This is a genomic window from Cellulosilyticum lentocellum DSM 5427 (assembly GCF_000178835.2).
GTDB lineage: Bacteria > Bacillota > Clostridia > Lachnospirales > Cellulosilyticaceae > Cellulosilyticum > Cellulosilyticum lentocellum.
This window is the reverse complement of record NC_015275.1, coordinates 2,603,349-2,620,267: the sequence shown is the minus strand read 5'-3', so window position 1 is coordinate 2,620,267 and position 16,919 is coordinate 2,603,349. Positions and strand designations below refer to the sequence as shown.

Here is a 16,919-nt window from a genome sequence, read left to right as displayed (position 1 = left end):
ATGAAGATGAAATGAGGGGAATTGAATGAGAGCAAGTGTAAAAGCTGCAAAACGTATAATTATTAAAATAGGTACATCGTCTTTAACCCATGAAAATGGGAAAGTTAACTTAGATAAAATGGAAAAGCTAGCACGTGTTTTAACAGATTTAAATAACTCCGGAAAAGAAATCGTTTTAGTTTCTTCAGGAGCTATTGGCGCTGGAATGCAGCGTATTGGTCGCAATAAAAGACCAGAAGACTTACCTTTAAAACAAGCTACAGCAGCCATTGGACAAGCTATCTTGATGAAAATGTATCAAAAGTTCTTTGATGAATATAATCAAGTCATTGCACAAATACTACTGACAAAAGATGTTATTGAAGACCCTATTAAAAGTAACAATGCTAAAAATACATTTGAAACGTTATTGGATTTAGGTGTCATCCCTATTATTAATGAAAATGACTGTATATCTACAGCTCAAATTGAAGGTTATCGTTTTGGAGATAATGATACCTTATCAGCTACAGTTGCAGAGCTCATTCATGCGGACCTTTTAATTTTACTTACAGATATTGAGGGACTATATACTGCTAATCCTAAAGAGGATGCAGAGGCTACGCTTATTCCACAGGTGGATGATATTACTGAGGATGTCAAAGCATTGGCTGGAGGTTCAGGTTCTCATCTAGGAACAGGTGGCATGATTACTAAAATTATAGCAGCTGAAATAGCGAAGGCTTGTGGTACTGAAACGATTGTGGCTTCTGGTGAAGAAATAGAAATCTTAAGAGAGATACTACGTGGTGAAGCCATAGGAACGTGGTTTACTGCTTAATGAAGAAAGGAATTAAATCTATGGAGATGGATGAATTAATTAAGGAAATTAATGCCCTAGCTCATAAAAAGAAAAAAGAAGGCTTAACAGCTGAAGAACAGATTAGACAAGATCACTTACGTCAGCAATATTTAGCCATTTTTAGAGGTAATTTTAAAAGTCAATTAGAGCATACAAAGATTAAAACGCCAGATGGCAAATTACATCCTTTAAAATATATGCCAAGTGATAAAAAACCTCATTAGTAGCAAAAGAAATAAGATGAAAAATAGCGATGGGCACGTATCCCATCGCTATTTTACGCCTAAGCACTTGAAGAAACGTAATTGCTAATTAAGGTATTGTAGTATACAATAATAGAGGAAGAAGTATGAATAAGAAATAAAGAATGAAAAATAAAGAGGTATTATCCAGAAAATAAAAGTAGAGAACCTACATAGATAAGGAAAAGGAGTAACCCATGATCACCTATTTAGTTGGAACCTTAGAGCATATTGGGGAGAATACATTAGTTATAGAAGTTTATGGCGTGGGCTACGAAGTATTTTGTAGTAGTCGTACTTTAAGTGAATTAAATGGCACCCGTGAAAAAGTGAAAATATATATTCATGAGCATATTAAAGAAGATGGTCATGACCTATATGGCTTTTACCATATGGAAGATAGAGAATTATTTAGAAAGCTCATTAGTGTGAGTGGTATTGGGCCTAAAGGTGGTATGCAAGTTTTCAATACTTATAGCAGCCAAGAAGTCATAGAGATTATTTTAAATCAGGATAGTAAGGCGCTAAGTAAAGTGAGTGGTATTGGGCCTAAAACAGCACAGCGTATTATTTTAGAGCTCAAAGATAGTATTGGTAAATTATTTGTACCAGATTTAAGCTTACTTGAAACAGGATTAAAGGATGAATCGGCCAAAGCAGAAGCTATAGAAGCGCTTGAGGCTTTAGGTTATGCGGCTCAAGAAGCGAGAAAAGCGGTAGAAGCTATTTATGATTATAAAGCAAATAGTGAAGAACTTATTAAAAAAGCTTTAAGCTTATTAGGAATGTAAAGGGGGATGAAACGTGGAAAAACGCATCATGTCTAGTGATTTACAACTAGAAGATAACGAGATAGAGAGTAATATTAGACCCCTTACCTTAAGTGATTATATAGGACAAACGGCTATTAAAGAAAACATTAAGATTTTTATCGAAGCTGCTAAGCAGCGGGGGGAAGCTTTAGACCATGTACTCCTTTATGGACCTCCAGGACTTGGTAAAACGACTATGGCGGGTGTAATTGCTAGTGAGATGGGCGTTAAGTTTAAAGTAACCTCGGGTCCTGCTATCGAAAAGCCAGGAGATATTGCTGCTATTTTAAATAATTTGCAGCATGGAGACATTTTGTTTATTGATGAAATTCATCGTATGAGCCGCCATGTTGAGGAAGTCCTTTATTCAGCTATGGAGGATTATTGTATTGATATTGTAGTAGGCAAAGGACCAGCAGCAAAGTCAATTCGTTTAACCTTGCCTAAGTTTACCTTAATTGGCGCTACCACAAGAGCAGGGATGCTGAGCTCACCACTACGTGACCGCTTTGGTATTATTCAGAGATTAGAGTATTATACCATGCAAGAATTAGGGTGTATTCTTAAGCGTACAGCTGCCATATTGCAAACACCTATTACAGAGGAGGCGGCTTTAGAGTTAGCTAAATGTAGTCGTGGCACACCTAGGGTAGCCAATAGGTTATTAAAACGTGTAAGAGACATTGCACTCATTAAATACGACAATCATATCGATGAGGAAGTATGTACCAAAGCATTAGAATTACTTAGTATTGACCGTAATGGTCTTGATGATATTGACAGACGTATTATTCAGGCAATTGCTTTGCAGTTTAAAGGAGGACCTGTAGGATTAGATACTTTAGCAGCGGCTATTGGTGAAGAAAGAGATACCTTGGAGGATGTTTATGAACCATATCTCATTCAACAAGGGTATATGCAGCGTACACCAAGAGGCCGTATGTTAGCACCAAAAGCGTATGAAACCTTTGAGTTAAAAACCTTATAGTATTTTTGGATAGGTTATGCTATAATTGGGACAAGAATAATTGCATGTAATGGGGTGAAATGCATGTCAAAAAACAAAGTAGAAGTGGTGATTGGTGGACTCATTTATGCCCTTCAAGGTGAAGAGTCTGAGGAACACATGCAAAAAGTGGCTAAGCTCATTAATGAAAAGACACATGAGGTGCAGTCAGTATATCATAAACAACGCGTTAATCCTGGACGTATGAATATGTTGGTGACGCTTAATATAGCAGATGAGTGTGTGAAAAGTAAACAAGAATTAGAACGTTATATGGCTGAATTAGAGAAATGCAATCGGGAGAACCTAGCTCTAAAAGATAAGGTGAAAGAACTGTCTTTAGAGTTAACAGAAAGTAAGCAGCAATTAGCTGCTACAGAACAATTTAAGAAAAAAGAACATACAAACAGGGGGAGATAAAACTTCCCCTGTTGTGCTTATAGAAAAGGAGAACCAAGTTGAAGAAAGCAGAACTACTAGCACCTGTAGGTAAAATGGAAAATGCTATAGCAGCTATAGAAAATGGAGCAGATGCCTTATTTGTTGGAGGCAAAGGCTTTAATGCAAGACAAGCAGCAGATAATTTTACTACAGATGAACTACAAGACATCGTAAACTATGCAAAGCTAAGAGGAGTCCGTGTTTATGTAACGGTTAATATTTTAGTGAAACAAAAAGAAATGAAAGAGTTATTTGATTACCTCACTTATTTAGAAGAAGTAGGGGTTCATGCCATTATTATTCAGGATTTAGGGATAGCACATATGGTGAAGCGCTATTTTCCCCAATTACGTATGCATGCTAGTACTCAAATGTCAGCTCATAGTATAGAAGATGTCTTGTTTTTAAAATCTCTTGGATTTAAACGTGTGGTTTTAGCTAGAGAACTGCAGCTTCAAGAAATTCAGGAGATTATTAAGACTTGTGATATAGAAGTAGAGACCTTTGTTCATGGAGCTTTGTGTTATAGCTATTCAGGACAGTGCTTAATGAGTAGCTTAATAGGAGGAAGAAGTGGCAATAGAGGTCGATGTGCACAACCTTGCCGCATGAAGTATACTTTGAAAGAAGATGGTAATGCTTTAACAAAAGAGAGTTACTTGCTCAGTTTAAAAGATATATGTAGTGTGGAGTTTTTACCACAGCTTTTGGAAGCAGGCATTCATTCGTTTAAGATTGAAGGGCGTATGAAGTCACCTGAATATGTGGCTTCTGTTGTAGGTACCTATCGTAAATATATGGACTTAGCCCTTAGAAATGAAGTTTATGAGGTAACTGAGGCAGATATGGAAATCATGAAAGGTGTCTTTAATCGAGGAGGATTTTCAAAAGGTTATTATTATAATCGTGGGAATGCAAAAATGCTTACACCTAATAGTCCAAGGCATATAGGGCTTAAAGCAGGAAAAGTGACTTATTTTGCACCTAAAACAGGAATGGCTACTATCAGTTTGGAAAGAGATTTACACCCAGGAGATGGACTTGAGATTATTAGAAAAGGTAAAGAAAGTGTAGGAACAGGTATTACAAAAGACTGCAGCGCAGGAAGTCAAATTAAATGTCATTTTGACTATTATGTAGAACCTGGCAGTGAGGTTTATCTGACTAAAAATCATCAGCTCCTTAAACAGCTAAAAGCAACTTATCAAAGGCCACAAAAGAAATTGCCTATTCATTTGAGTATTATAGGCCATATAGGTGAGCCTTTAGAAGTCAATTTGAATTGTGAGAATCATCGAGTGGTTTACAAAGGAGACGTATTACAAATAGCAGAAAATAATCCTGTAACCAAAGAGCAAGCCTTAAAGCAACTTACTAAATTAGGAAGTACTTCTTTTTTTGTAGAGGAAGTATCAATCCAGTGGCCAGAAGATGCTTATATAGGGATCAGTCAATTAAATCATATAAGAAGAGAAGGTATTAATCAGCTGGAAGCAGCGTTACTTAGTCATGAAGTTAATCATCCCTATAAGGCTTATGAAGAGATATCTAGAAAAGCAGCCATAGTCCCCATAGCTATCTGCCATGTAACGAGTCTAGAACAGTTAGAAGCTTGCTTACAGGTAGAAGAAGTAACAGCGATTTACTGGGAATGGCATTATGATGATGTGACAAGTAGAATAGCCTTAGAGCGCTGTAAGGCTTATGGGAAGGCTTTTTACTTGAATTTGCCAGCTATTATGAAAGATACGAGTCATAAAGCTTATAATCAAGTCATTAAAGCTTGGGCAGAGTCAGACATAGAAGGCTATGTCGTGCGAAACATGGGTGAATATGAGGTCGTTAATGGATTGGGAAAAGCAGTTATTATTGATTATAATATGAATGTGGCTAATAACGAAACGATTGCTTTATGGCAAGAGAGAGGTGCTACACGTGTAACCGTTTCAGTAGAGTTAGTAGGAGAAGAACTAGACGGTCTTATTGGTGATAAAGAAAAGATTGTTTATGGTACATTGCCGATGATGACATCCGCTCAATGTGTCCTAAGAGGAACACCACAGTGCCAAAAAGGAGTAAAAGAAAAACATTTATTTGAAATCGAAGATCGTAAGCAAACTTCTTGGCGTATTCAAACAGACTGCAAGGCTTGTTATATGCAAATACTAAGCTATGAGCCATTAGTCATAAAAAATAGTGAGGTTCAAAGACTAAAGCAAAGTTTTAGTATACGCTTACAATTTACTAATGAAACGGTGGAGGAAACAAAAGCTGTATTAGCAGCATATTTTGGAACTGGAACTAAGGAGCCATTAAAAGGCACAGGATTTAAAACAGTTCTTTAAGGAGGGAACATTTTGGGGTACTTTAATTTAATGATATTACTGAGTCGCTATATTTTTGCTGGCTTTGGTATTTTGTTTATGCTAGTAGCCTTTAGTTTTATGAAACCCTTTGTCAATTATTCGTTAGGAACAAGAAAAGAGAAAAATAAATTCCTATCTCTTTGTTTATATTGCTTTCATTTAGCTGGAGTAAGTATACTTATGGGTAAACAAACTGACTCTGCTATGAAAATTGCCATTGGGATTAATGGAGTAGTGGTACTGGTTTTATTCATTATATGTTTATGGATTTTACGATTAATGAAAAGACATCATGAACTGGTATTATGGCAGCTCATGTTCCTTTTAATAGATATCGGATTTTTGATACTAGAGCGCCTAGATCATGAGATTGCTACCAAGCAAATAGCAGCTTATATAATAGGAGTAGTTATTGCACTCATTTTTCCAAGTTTATTTTCCATTGTGATTAAACCTAATAATAAATATATTTATCTAGGTGTACTGGGAATCACAATGTTCTTACCCTTTGTGGCCGGTACGAAAATATTAGGTGCAACGAATTGGGTGAGTATTGGAGGATTTTCTTTTCAACCTTCAGAAATTGGAAAGGTTGCATTAGTTCTCTTTTTAGCATCAACTTTAAGTGATGGTGAACGGCAAAAGCAAGGTTATCGAGGGTTAATCTTTCCGGGGCTAGTGGTATTAGGGTCGTTAGGCTGTTTAGTGCTTCAGAAAGATTTAGGAGCAGTACTTTTGTATTATCTGACGAGTTTAATGATGTTATTTGTAGCAACACAAAGCTTTTTACTCCCTGGCATTGGCCTTTTAGCAGGAGGGCTAGGGAGCGTGGTGGCTTATTTTTTGTTTGGTCATGTCAGAGTGCGTGTAGCAGCTTGGCTCAATCCTTGGGCAGATATCACTGGTAATGGCTATCAAGTAGTACAAGGTTTATTTGCTATGGGTACTTGGGGATGGCTAGGCAGTGGTTTAACACGAGGTAATCCGGGGAAAATTCCTTATGCCGTATCAGATTATATATTTGCAGCAGCTTGTGAGGAGTTTGGAAATATCATAGGTGTTGTCATTTTATTTGCTTATTTAGGCATTATTTTACTTTGCTTGCAAGTAGCTTTTCGTTATAGTCATGCTTTTTACCGACTTGTTATCATTGGAATTGCCACTATTTTCACCATGCAAACCTTTATTATTATAGGGGGTGTACTTAAGTTGATTCCACTTACAGGGATCACCACACCTTTTATGAGTGCAGGAGGTAGTTCAATGGTGGTAAGTATGGGTATGATTGGGTTAATTACCTACTTCTCCTATAAAGGACGAATGAATGAAAGTAAGGAGGAGATAAAGGATGAACAAGCGTAAAAATAAAGATAAGAATAAAAATACAAATGAAGATAAAAGAATGAAACAAGGCAAAAAAAATAATCAAGATAGAAAAATGATTTACACCATAGCAGCAATTTTTATTATGCTATTTGCGCTGCTTATTGGTTATATGGTATATTTTACAATTTTTAAACAAAAACAGATGGCTGTTCATCCCCAAAATACCAGGTTAAATAGTTTGGAATCTGAAGTGATAAGGGGAAATATTTATGATACGACAACTAAAGAATTATTAGCAACAACGACAGAGGATGGTGAACGCTATTATCCTTATAAAAGCCTGTATGCCCATCCTATTGGCTATGCACAAAGTGGTAAAACAGGCGTTGAGGCACTAGCAAATCAGCAATTACTTTATCCAAGTTATGATATTATCTCGCTTTTTAAAGCAGCCTTTATGAATAAGAAATTTGAAGGAAGAGATGTCGTACTTACTTTAGATCACCGCTACCAAGAAGCAGTAGCAAGAGGCATGGAGGGCAAAAGGGGAGGTGTTGTTGTCATGGAAGCTACAACAGGAAAAATTCGTGCCATGTATAGTACACCTCATTTTGATCCCAATAAAATAGTAGAAAACTGGTCCAAGCTTAATACAGATACGGAAGATACACCTTTAGTGAATCGTGCAACAAAAGGACTATACCCACCAGGATCTATTTTCAAGATTGTAACTACCTTAGCGTATATGCAAACACATCCAGGGGAAACGTTAGATTTTACCCATGATTGTACAGGAAGTATTAGTGGAACTGATTATACCATTAAGTGTTATAACCAAGCAGTACATGGTAAGTTGGGTTTAACAGAAGCTTTTGCAAAGTCTTGTAATACCTATTTTATTGCATTAGCAGAAAGTTTGCCAGCAGGTGCTTTAAAAGCAGCAGCAGAGTCGGTTGGCTATAATGGGCCTTTAAATTTTGATATGGATTATTCAATGAGCCGTTTTAGTTTAAATGAAAAAGGCAGCACGTTAGCTACTAGTCAAGATAAAGCAGGAGCTACGAATACTTCAGATGTGATTAGCTCAGATTTTGAAAAAGCAGCTACTGCTATTGGACAAGGAAAAACGCTAACATCGCCTCTTCATATGGCAATATTGGCATCTGCTATTATCAATGATGGTGTAAGTATGAAACCTTATTTAATTGAGTATTCTATGACTAAAACAGGTACTATAAAGCTTAATAATAGACCTAAACAAACAGGCGCACTAATGACAGAGGAACAGGCTAAAATGCTACAAGAGCTTATGGAAAATGTAGTGGACCATGGAACAGCTGTTTCCCTACCTGAAAAAGGACTTATTGTTGGAGGAAAAACAGGAACAGCTCAAAATGAAACAGAAGATGATCATTCTTGGTTTATGGGATATGCCAAAGACCCTAATGGTAATAAAGCACCTATTGCCTTTGCTGTTGTTGTAGAAGGTGGAGGTAAAGGAGCACAAGCTTTAAAAGTATGTGACCAGATTTTACAAGCTTATCGTAATAGTGAAGAATGAAAAACAGGTGTTATTGCTAAAAACAATAACACCTGTTTTTTAAAAATAAATTGGTAAAAAATAGCATATCATGAAAAAATGGCCAGCTCATAAACGGATATGCTATAATGAAATGACATAATATTACAGATACTATACATAGACAGCTAGGAGAACATGGTATGAACAAGAAAATGACAAGTCTTTTACTAGGGATGACAATGGCTTTTAGTATGCCGATACAATCGACTATATATGCCGAGGAAGTAAATGCAGTCCAGCAAGAAGATAAGGAGATAAAAGAAGATAATGAAATAAAAGAAGAAGCAGATACAGTGCAAGAAGATCGTGTTAAACAGGAAGAGGAAAGCAGCAAAGAACCTATGATAGATGAAGAAGAGCAGGTACAAGAGGAATCTACTTCTGCTTCTGATATAGGTGAGACATTTCATGTCAATGAGGATGAAACTATATCTAAGCTCATCATGACTATTGGAAAAAAACAAGCTATATTAGATGGAACAACTTATACATTGCAAACGGCACCGAAGATTATTAAAGAAAGAACTTATTTACCCCTGCGCTTTGTAGCTGAAAATATATTGAAAGCACAAGTGGACTTTAATCATTCGCAGAAACAGATCGTTATTCATAAAGTGGGAATGCGTGTTATATTAGAAGTAGGCAAAAATACAGCTATTGTTAATGGTGAAAAAGTTGATTTAGATGGTGCACCAGTCATTGAGGCAAGTACGACTTTAGTACCACTTAGGTTTTTAGGTGAGACCTTTGGTTTACAAGTAGATTATCATCATACTCAAAAGCAAGTGATACTGAGTAAAAAGCAAGAAATAACCACATCTAATAAAGCGCCTACAGCACATTTTAGTTTTAAAAAGGAAAGTTACTCAGAAGGTGAAACCATAGAACTGATAGAAGATAGTTATGATGAAGATGGTGATCGGATTGTAGCTAGAAATTGGGAATTAAGCGGTAAAGGTAGTAGCCAAGATGTGAGTAGCTTACTTAAAAATCTTAAAGCAGGTACTTATGAACTCACATTAAAAGTAAAGGATGAAAAAGGGTTATGGAGTAGTGCTTATGCACAAAGCTTAGTTATTATACCGAATAAGCCACCTGTTATAACGACTTTTAGCACACAAAAAACTAGCTATGCTCAAGGGGAAGCTTTAAGTTTTGATTATACTTATGACAATGAAGAAGGGGAAGGTATTTCTAAGGAAAGATGGACTTATCGTAGTGTAAATGAAGCATCTAATCAAGCTGTTATTACAAAGCCATATGCCTTCTTTGCTCCTGGTGAGTATATCGTTACGCTGGAGCTTACAGATATAGCTGGTAAAGTAAGTGAAGAGATGCAAACAACTGTACATATTACAAAAGAAGTAAAGCAAACAGAATGGGCTTATCATTTTACTCAAGGTAAAATAGGAGATACTATTGATAATTATCAAGGAATTAACTACAGAAATTATAAGACAGCAACCATTAAAAGTCAGTTGCAAAATAAAGATACTTTATGGATGAGTGATTCGCCAGAGGTTGTAACGACAAATGGTATTTTATATAAAGGTGATTTTACCGGTGAAGGAAGAGTGCTTTTACACCATATTAATGGGTTTAATGAAAATGTAGCTTCCGAAAAACGTTTTGTTTTAGTTGCAGAAAATAATGAAGAAGAGCCTATTACCATACGTATTAGCCAAGAGGTAATAAAAGGACCAGTAGAAGATGTACTTTACTTAGGCCAGCAGGTACTGTATGATTATTGGAAAAGTAACTCATCAAGAACCATTACACTTGCCCCGGGGCAAAAAGTAGCTTTATATGATTCAAAAAATAAGACTTGGCTTAAGGAACAATGTATTTCAGGAATTATGAATTTAGAGACTAATGGTACAGTTCAATTAACAACCGCTGTTATGGATAGAACAGATGATCTAAATCAATTAGATACATTGCCTCTTTTAGATAAGAGTATTCACGTAAGAGGTACCTTTGAAGGAACTGTACGTTATTATGATTTAGATATAGAAAAAGGTAAATCAACACAAATTGTATTAGGTGAAACACCAGAAGAATGGGTATCAGGAGCTGATGCAATTACAGGAGAATGGATTCAAAATAAAGGAAACTTTGGTGTGACTTATAGACTTACCTTAACGGCTCAGGAAGATACAGGGATTATTTTAAATCCAAGGGCTGATGTTTTTAGAGGTGCAATTAAATGGGTAGATACAGACACTTACCTGGCGCCAAATGCAGGATATTTTATGGGACAAAACAAAAAAGCAGTTTTACTAGGTGTTATTAAAAAAGGAGAAACAAGAGTACTTGAGTATATGTTACCAAATGGCTCTTCTGCACCGGTACTACTTGGATTTATTCCAAAAAGCCAGTGGTAATTAAAAGTCCTACAGGTAAACTGTTCATAGGCTGAAGAATGGAAAGGAGATTATCATGAATCAAGAGATGAAAGCTTTAGCTAAAAAAGTAATCACAAAAGATGATTTTGAATATGAGGTTTGTAGACAAGGCTGGAATAGAGGAATAGAACAGTATCCTTTAGCTATTGTTTATTGCCAAAAGGAAGAAGAAATACAAGCAACCATTGCTTATGCCAAAAAGCATCATTATGATTTGCGTATTCGTTCAGGGGGACATCACTATGAGGGATATTCTAATGGAAATGAGGTTATAGTCATTGATGTCAGTGAAATGAACGCTATTGAAGTCAATGAAAATAGGCAAACGGTGACGATTCAAGGTGGTGTTAGAAATGAAGCCTTGTATAAGGCTTTAGGAGAAAAAGGCTATCCTTTTCCAGGGGGAGGTTGTCCGACTGTAGGAGTAGCAGGATTAACACTTGGTGGAGGCTGGGGCTATTCAGCTAGGTTTTTAGGACTAGCAGCAGATTCACTTTTAGAATTAGAATTAGTAGATGCTTATGGAAAAATACTTGTAGCCAATGAAAAGGTAAATCCAGAATTATTTTGGGCATGTAAAGGTGCAGGTGGAGGGCAGTTTGGTGTAGTTACCAAGCTTGTTTATAAGCTCCCAGCAAAGGTAGACTTAGCGACTTGGATTTATTTAGACTTTCCTAATAGTACACTAGTAGAAAAAAAGCAAATCATAGCCACTTGGCAAGAAACCTTTGAAACCTTGGATTCGCGTTTGAATTTAAAAATGAGCATTTATCATTCGGATGAAAGAGGCAAGGGTATCTTTATGACGGGTATTTGTTATGGAGATGCTTCATTGGCGCATGAATTATTAATGCCATTTAAGAGTATAGCATGTTCTATGGTTTTAAAATTAGAAGAGGCATCTATTTTAAAAGTGAATCAAATCATTCAAGATAGTCATCCACCTTATGAAAAGTATAAATCCAATGGGCGTTTTTTAATGAGGCGTTTACAAGACGAAGAAATAGAAGCGTTGATTAATTTGGTAGAGGTAAAACCTGAAGGCGCTTATTACGCCGCACTTTCGTTCTATGGTATGGGAGGCAAAATAGCACAGGTGCCTAAAGAAAAGGCAGCCTTTTATTATCGTGATGCAAAAGCTATTATTGGCTTACAAGCTGTCTGGGAAGATCAAGAAGCAGCACCTGTTAATAGAAAGTGGGTACTTAATCAGCTGGAACAAGTAGGAGGTTATACAGAAGGTGCTTTTGTGAATTTTCCACTAGCAGAAATAGCTGATTATGAAACAGCTTATTTTGGCACTCATACTAACCAGCTTAGAAAGATCAAGGAAAAGTATGACCCAGAAAATTGCTTTTCTTTTCCTCAAAGTATTAGAAAATAGTCACAGTAGAAAGGAAGTATCCTTTGCAACAAAAGGTGCTTTGAGTTACACTACTAAGACAGTAGAATAAAACAACATGGAGGTCAATTAATGATTCATAAAATAGGTAAAATAACAATATATGTGAATAATCAAGAAGAGGCTAAACGATTTTGGTGTGACCAATTAGAGTTTGTTGTAACTTTTGAACAGCAAATGGGCCCAGAACTTAAATGGATAGAGGTAGCGCCTAGAATAGGGGCAGAGACAACTTTTGTACTTTATGATAAGAAGGCGATGTTAGCTCAAAAAGCAGATGCTAATGTGAGCCATCCTAGCATTATTTTAAGTACGACAGATATAGCTACTGCTTATGAAAAAATGAAAAGCAAAGGTGTTGAAGTAGGTCCATTAATGCAAATGCCTTATGGAAGTATGTTTTCTTTCAAGGATATAGAAGGCAATACTTATCTACTAAGAGAAGACAAGTAACTGGCTTTAGTAAATAAGGTAAGATGAGGTCCATATCTTTATATAATAAAATAATACAAAAAAATGCAACCTTGCGATTGATGCAAGGTTGCATTTTTTGATCCAGCCACCTATGAATAACTTTTCCATGCTTACCAAGCCTCCGAAAGGGCGTCATATGGCTCCTCAGCACATAATACTTCTTTATGGCTGCAAGGTAAGTAGATAAAAGTTAAACCAAGGAGTGAGGAGCTCTTAATAGTCTTAGCCGGTGCACCCTTATGTATGAGGAAGCTAAGGCTTTAAGACTCTGGTTTAAGACTTTCTTTAGATATAAAAGATGTAAAAGCTTTTTTGACAACTTATAGGATGGCGCCTCCCGTACAGCGCACAAGTGAACCTTTTCCTTAGAGCCAGAGGTACCTATAACAATAGATTGAGACTTGGTCGACCCGGTCAGTTCCTCAGGTTAATGCTGTGGTGATTTGCCGTGGGAAGTTATTTGATTTACCTTTACTCTTATATATATGTTAGGAGAAAAACAATTCCCTAATAAAAAGTTAAAGATTTATTTATAAGTTCGTAAGATACAGGAGATTTAACTATACTAACAAGAATAAAAATCAGGCAACGTTTTCACTTGAGTTTTTTAAGAAGACCTAAAAGTAATAATTTATTTGAATATTTTAAAAACAAAGTTTATAATTTATATAAGATATATTCTTGTAAATATAGGGGGGTTATATGAAAGATAGAATCAAGTATTTTATTAATAAATTTATTTACTTTGTGGGTTTGACATGTATAGTATTTGCGATTGGATATGCAATTTTTTATGCATCAAATAGTTTTATAGCTGGATTTAAAGATGGATACAATGCCTCTGCAGGAATGATCGATTAATTTAGATTATTAATCAAGGAGCATTTTAGGAGAAGATTAAAGCTTTATCATAGACTTCAAGGGTAACCATGGATGTGTAGATATCTAGGTTATCTGTTTTTGATGCACCACAGATAATCTGTACTTATTAATAAGCTAAACAACAAGAATTCATACTAGTGATGATAGTAGTTAGTGTTTATTTAGGGGTAGAGGGGGTAAAACTATTAGCCCTCTATGTATACGGTGAATATTAACGCCAAATAATTTTCTTATTTTGTCCAAAGACACGTTGAAACTGTAGTGAGGAAACTATTTGGCAAAAGTAAATTAATGAAGTATAAAATAGTATTCTTATACTACATGTAAAATAAAACACACCTGACTCAAAATCAGGTGTGTTTTATTTGGTATCGTAATTAACAATACCGCTGGCCGGACTCGAACCGGCATGTATTTCTACGCCTGATTTTGAGTCAGGTGCGTCTGCCATTTCGCCACAGCCTTTGACTATCAAGAACTACACTTGGATTATTTGATTTTAACACACATGACTATGTGAAAGTATGATATATATTGTAATGTATTTATGTATTATTTTCAAGCGAATTTGAAGCCATATTTAAACGATACAATCCAATAGGTAGAAGTAAGTATACCCCTAAGTCAATGATATAATTGGTGTGTGTAAGGAGATTATGAGAGATATTGAAAATAAACTTGGGAATACAGTATTGCATGACAAGGTGTTTACTGGTGGGGAAGTGAGAAGTTATTAAAGGCTGTAGGGGGAAAGGTAAGAAGTAATGTTGAAGTGCCATGTGAGATGAGGTGATATGGTAATTGCATGGGGTACTTGATAGGATGATAATTTATGTTGGAGCATCTGATCTTTGCAATAGGATTGGATGTTTTTATATTTTTAAACATAAAAGTATATAGTTATTTCTGAATAGAGTAGTATTGTTATTGAATTGATTTTGAAATATTGGTAATATTATATAAAAGTATAATCGATATGTAGGAGGACTATAATGTACGAAATAAGACCAGAATCAATTAAGACATTTATTACAGATAGAAATGTTAAATTGCCAAGGTTCCAGAGAAAGCAAACATGGGATGAAAAAAAGAATTTTCAGTTGTGTATCAGCTTATTTAAGGAATATCCAATAGGTGTATGTATTTTAAGCGTAGATGAAAGTAAAGGTAAGTTAGTTAGATGGCTTTTAGATGGGAGGCAACGTAAAAATGCATTAACTATGATGTATGATGATCCTGAAAATATATATATTTGGGCTAAAAAGTTTATTGGCTTTAAAAATTCAGATCAACCTAGTGATATTGAAGATAAATTCTTAAAGAAAATTAGAGAATATATAGAAGCTGATATTGATGAAGAAACTGAAATGATGCAAAGCACTAAAAATGAAGATGATAGTGAAGATAATAGTGAAGCAACTGAAGAATGCGATGATGAACAAATTACTTCTAATGCATATGGGCTTGATCTATTATTAGAGATTATTAAGATAATCCATAATAAGCAAAAGAAAAATACGGGATTTACAAAGCCTTTCGATTTTACAAAATATGTAAACAGGTTGCCGTATATAGAAAGTGAAGAAGGGGGAGTAAAACTATCATCACGTAGAGTTAAAACATTTATAGATGAATATAGGAGATATTGCGATGATGAATGTATAAGCTATGAGGATGAAAAATCTTTTTATCAATTTATCAACATTAGGTGTGATATCCGAAATGAACCTAAAGTAAAGGTATTAATAAAAGATAAATGGGAGGCAATAAAAGAAAGAATCCTTATTGTTGAGAAAATCGACACATTATTAACTAACAGTAAGATCGGGATGATTGAGGTGAAAAATTTATCACCTTCTGATTCACAAAAAATATTTAATATCATAAATTCTGAGGGAGAAAAACTCACAGCAGTTGAGATTTTATCAGCTAAGCCACATTGGAACATAGTTATAGAAATGCCATCTCAATTAGCCGTAGAAACTGTTAAAGAATTGTATAAGAGAATAGGAACTATGCAAACTAACGTAGTTAGATGGGATTTTCCGGCTACTCTAGTAAGGAGGATAGGTGACAATTTTATTTTAAAAAGGTTTTCTGATACGAAAGCTGATTTCGAAAAAGAACTTACTTGTGGATTTAAAATACTTTCAGGCATTTATGCTAAAGGAGTTAAGAAAGAAGATATTGAGAAACTAAGTAAAATTAAAAGTTTGAATTGGGGAACTGATATAGAGGGATTAATCTATGATCTTAAAAATATGTTTAAACTAATTTCATCATTTGACTATTTTAAGTATTTTAAGTCATGGAATATTTCGATGATGGAACTTACTAGTGACGCAATTGCATTAAACTTTATTATAGTAGCATATTTTGATTGGTGTAGAAAAGGAAAGCCTTTAGGCGATTCTAAAGCTAAGCGTTTTCAAAAAAATTGTTTTATTTTATGGGACAGATTAATTTATGAATATATTAATAGGCAATGGAGGGGATCAAGTGACTCTAAGATAGCAAATAATATTATTAATGTTGGAAGTGAAGATGAGGATTTTGCTTCAATACCTGGATGGAAATGGAAAACAATTTTAGAAGACCAAATTTTTGCCGAAAATTCTATTGAATCAACGGATGTTTCAATTGGTACTATGAAACCACTTCTTTATCATTTTTATTGTTTAAAGAGTATACAGGGACCAGATACAAACTATGATATAGAAGTTGACCATATTATTCCACAGACTTTATTCAATCAATCTTCTATTCCGAAAAAAGAGGTAATACAAGATAACCTTTTAAATTTAGGGTTACTTCCTAAAGACGAAAATATATCGAAGAGTAATAAGAAATTGATATTAATAGATAGTCAATGGCTTAAAGATCAGATCGTAAAATATGAGTTTATTTTGGAAGATAAGTTTTTGGAGTATTCTAACGTGAATAATTATCAGCAAATGTTTGATGAAAGAAAAGAAGTATTTATAGAGGCATATACCACTAAAAGAGATAACATACTAAACAATTAAATTAGAATAATTAATTATGAAAAAGGTTATTGATTACTTAGATGTAATGTTTAACCCACTATAATTGCTATAAGAAATAGTAAAGTTGATGATAAAATAGCGAGACTAAAAGAT

Annotated in this window: 13 protein-coding genes and 1 tRNA gene; 13 read left to right on the top strand and 1 reads right to left on the bottom strand. The window is 34.9% G+C overall.

All coding sequences use genetic code 11. The annotated features are described in order from the left end of the window. Nucleotides 1–25: 25 nt before the first annotated feature. The 12 genes from proB (at nucleotide 26) to CLOLE_RS23025 (ending at nucleotide 13,758) form a co-directional block, all read left to right on the top strand. Nucleotides 26–820: a glutamate 5-kinase gene (proB, locus tag CLOLE_RS11990; protein WP_013657383.1), complete on the top strand. Its 795-nt coding sequence runs from the start codon at nucleotides 26–28 to the stop codon at nucleotides 818–820. Continuing rightward, a complete protein-coding gene (locus CLOLE_RS11985) occupies nucleotides 820–1,065 on the top strand; it encodes a DUF896 domain-containing protein (RefSeq protein WP_013657382.1) in 246 nt (81 codons plus the stop codon). The genes proB and CLOLE_RS11985 overlap by 1 nt, the downstream gene beginning before the upstream one ends. 215 nt (nucleotides 1,066–1,280) lie before the next feature. Next, complete coding sequence (ruvA, locus tag CLOLE_RS11980; RefSeq protein WP_013657381.1) at nucleotides 1,281–1,874, top strand: Holliday junction branch migration protein RuvA; 594 nt, start codon at nucleotides 1,281–1,283, stop codon at nucleotides 1,872–1,874. A gap of 13 nt (nucleotides 1,875–1,887) precedes the next feature. Then, nucleotides 1,888–2,883, top strand: a complete 996-nt coding sequence (gene ruvB / locus CLOLE_RS11975) for a Holliday junction branch migration DNA helicase RuvB (protein WP_013657380.1) — start codon at nucleotides 1,888–1,890, stop codon at nucleotides 2,881–2,883. A 63-nt stretch (nucleotides 2,884–2,946) separates the two neighbouring features. Next, nucleotides 2,947–3,321 carry a cell division protein ZapA gene (locus CLOLE_RS11970; protein WP_013657379.1) on the top strand — a complete coding sequence of 125 codons (375 nt, stop codon included), beginning with the start codon at nucleotides 2,947–2,949 and terminating at the stop codon, nucleotides 3,319–3,321. A 38-nt stretch (nucleotides 3,322–3,359) separates the two neighbouring features. After that, nucleotides 3,360–5,687 carry a U32 family peptidase gene (locus CLOLE_RS11965; RefSeq protein ID WP_013657378.1) on the top strand — a complete coding sequence of 776 codons (2,328 nt, stop codon included), beginning with the start codon at nucleotides 3,360–3,362 and terminating at the stop codon, nucleotides 5,685–5,687. 12 nt (nucleotides 5,688–5,699) lie between these two features. Beyond that, complete coding sequence (locus CLOLE_RS11960) at nucleotides 5,700–7,070, top strand: FtsW/RodA/SpoVE family cell cycle protein (protein WP_013657377.1); 1,371 nt, start codon at nucleotides 5,700–5,702, stop codon at nucleotides 7,068–7,070. Further along, nucleotides 7,057–8,595 carry a penicillin-binding transpeptidase domain-containing protein gene (locus CLOLE_RS11955; RefSeq protein ID WP_013657376.1) on the top strand — a complete coding sequence of 513 codons (1,539 nt, stop codon included), beginning with the start codon at nucleotides 7,057–7,059 and terminating at the stop codon, nucleotides 8,593–8,595. Before CLOLE_RS11960 ends, CLOLE_RS11955 begins: the two co-directional genes overlap by 14 nt. Nucleotides 8,596–8,756: 161 nt before the next feature. Further along, nucleotides 8,757–11,000, top strand: coding sequence for a copper amine oxidase N-terminal domain-containing protein (locus tag CLOLE_RS11950; protein WP_013657375.1), 2,244 nt, complete (start codon nucleotides 8,757–8,759; stop codon nucleotides 10,998–11,000). Nucleotides 11,001–11,055: 55 nt separating this feature from the next. Then, nucleotides 11,056–12,405, top strand: a complete 1,350-nt coding sequence (locus CLOLE_RS11945) for an FAD-binding oxidoreductase (protein ID WP_013657374.1) — start codon at nucleotides 11,056–11,058, stop codon at nucleotides 12,403–12,405. A 90-nt stretch (nucleotides 12,406–12,495) separates the two neighbouring features. Next, a complete protein-coding gene (locus CLOLE_RS11940) occupies nucleotides 12,496–12,876 on the top strand; it encodes a VOC family protein (protein ID WP_013657373.1) in 381 nt (126 codons plus the stop codon). Nucleotides 12,877–13,599: 723 nt separating this feature from the next. Then, the gene (locus tag CLOLE_RS23025; protein WP_013657372.1) at nucleotides 13,600–13,758 is read left to right on the top strand and encodes a hypothetical protein; all 159 of its coding nucleotides are present in this window, start codon (nucleotides 13,600–13,602) and stop codon (nucleotides 13,756–13,758) included. A gap of 409 nt (nucleotides 13,759–14,167) precedes the next feature. On the opposite strand, the gene CLOLE_RS11935 is transcribed toward CLOLE_RS23025, so the two are convergent. Then, nucleotides 14,168–14,244, bottom strand: a tRNA-Leu gene (locus CLOLE_RS11935). Nucleotides 14,245–14,771: 527 nt separating this feature from the next. Here CLOLE_RS11935 and CLOLE_RS11930 point away from each other — a divergent pair. After that, nucleotides 14,772–16,805 (top strand): DUF262 domain-containing protein, encoded by a 2,034-nt coding sequence (locus tag CLOLE_RS11930; RefSeq protein WP_013657371.1) that lies wholly within the window; start codon nucleotides 14,772–14,774, stop codon nucleotides 16,803–16,805. Nucleotides 16,806–16,919: the final 114 nt, after the last annotated feature.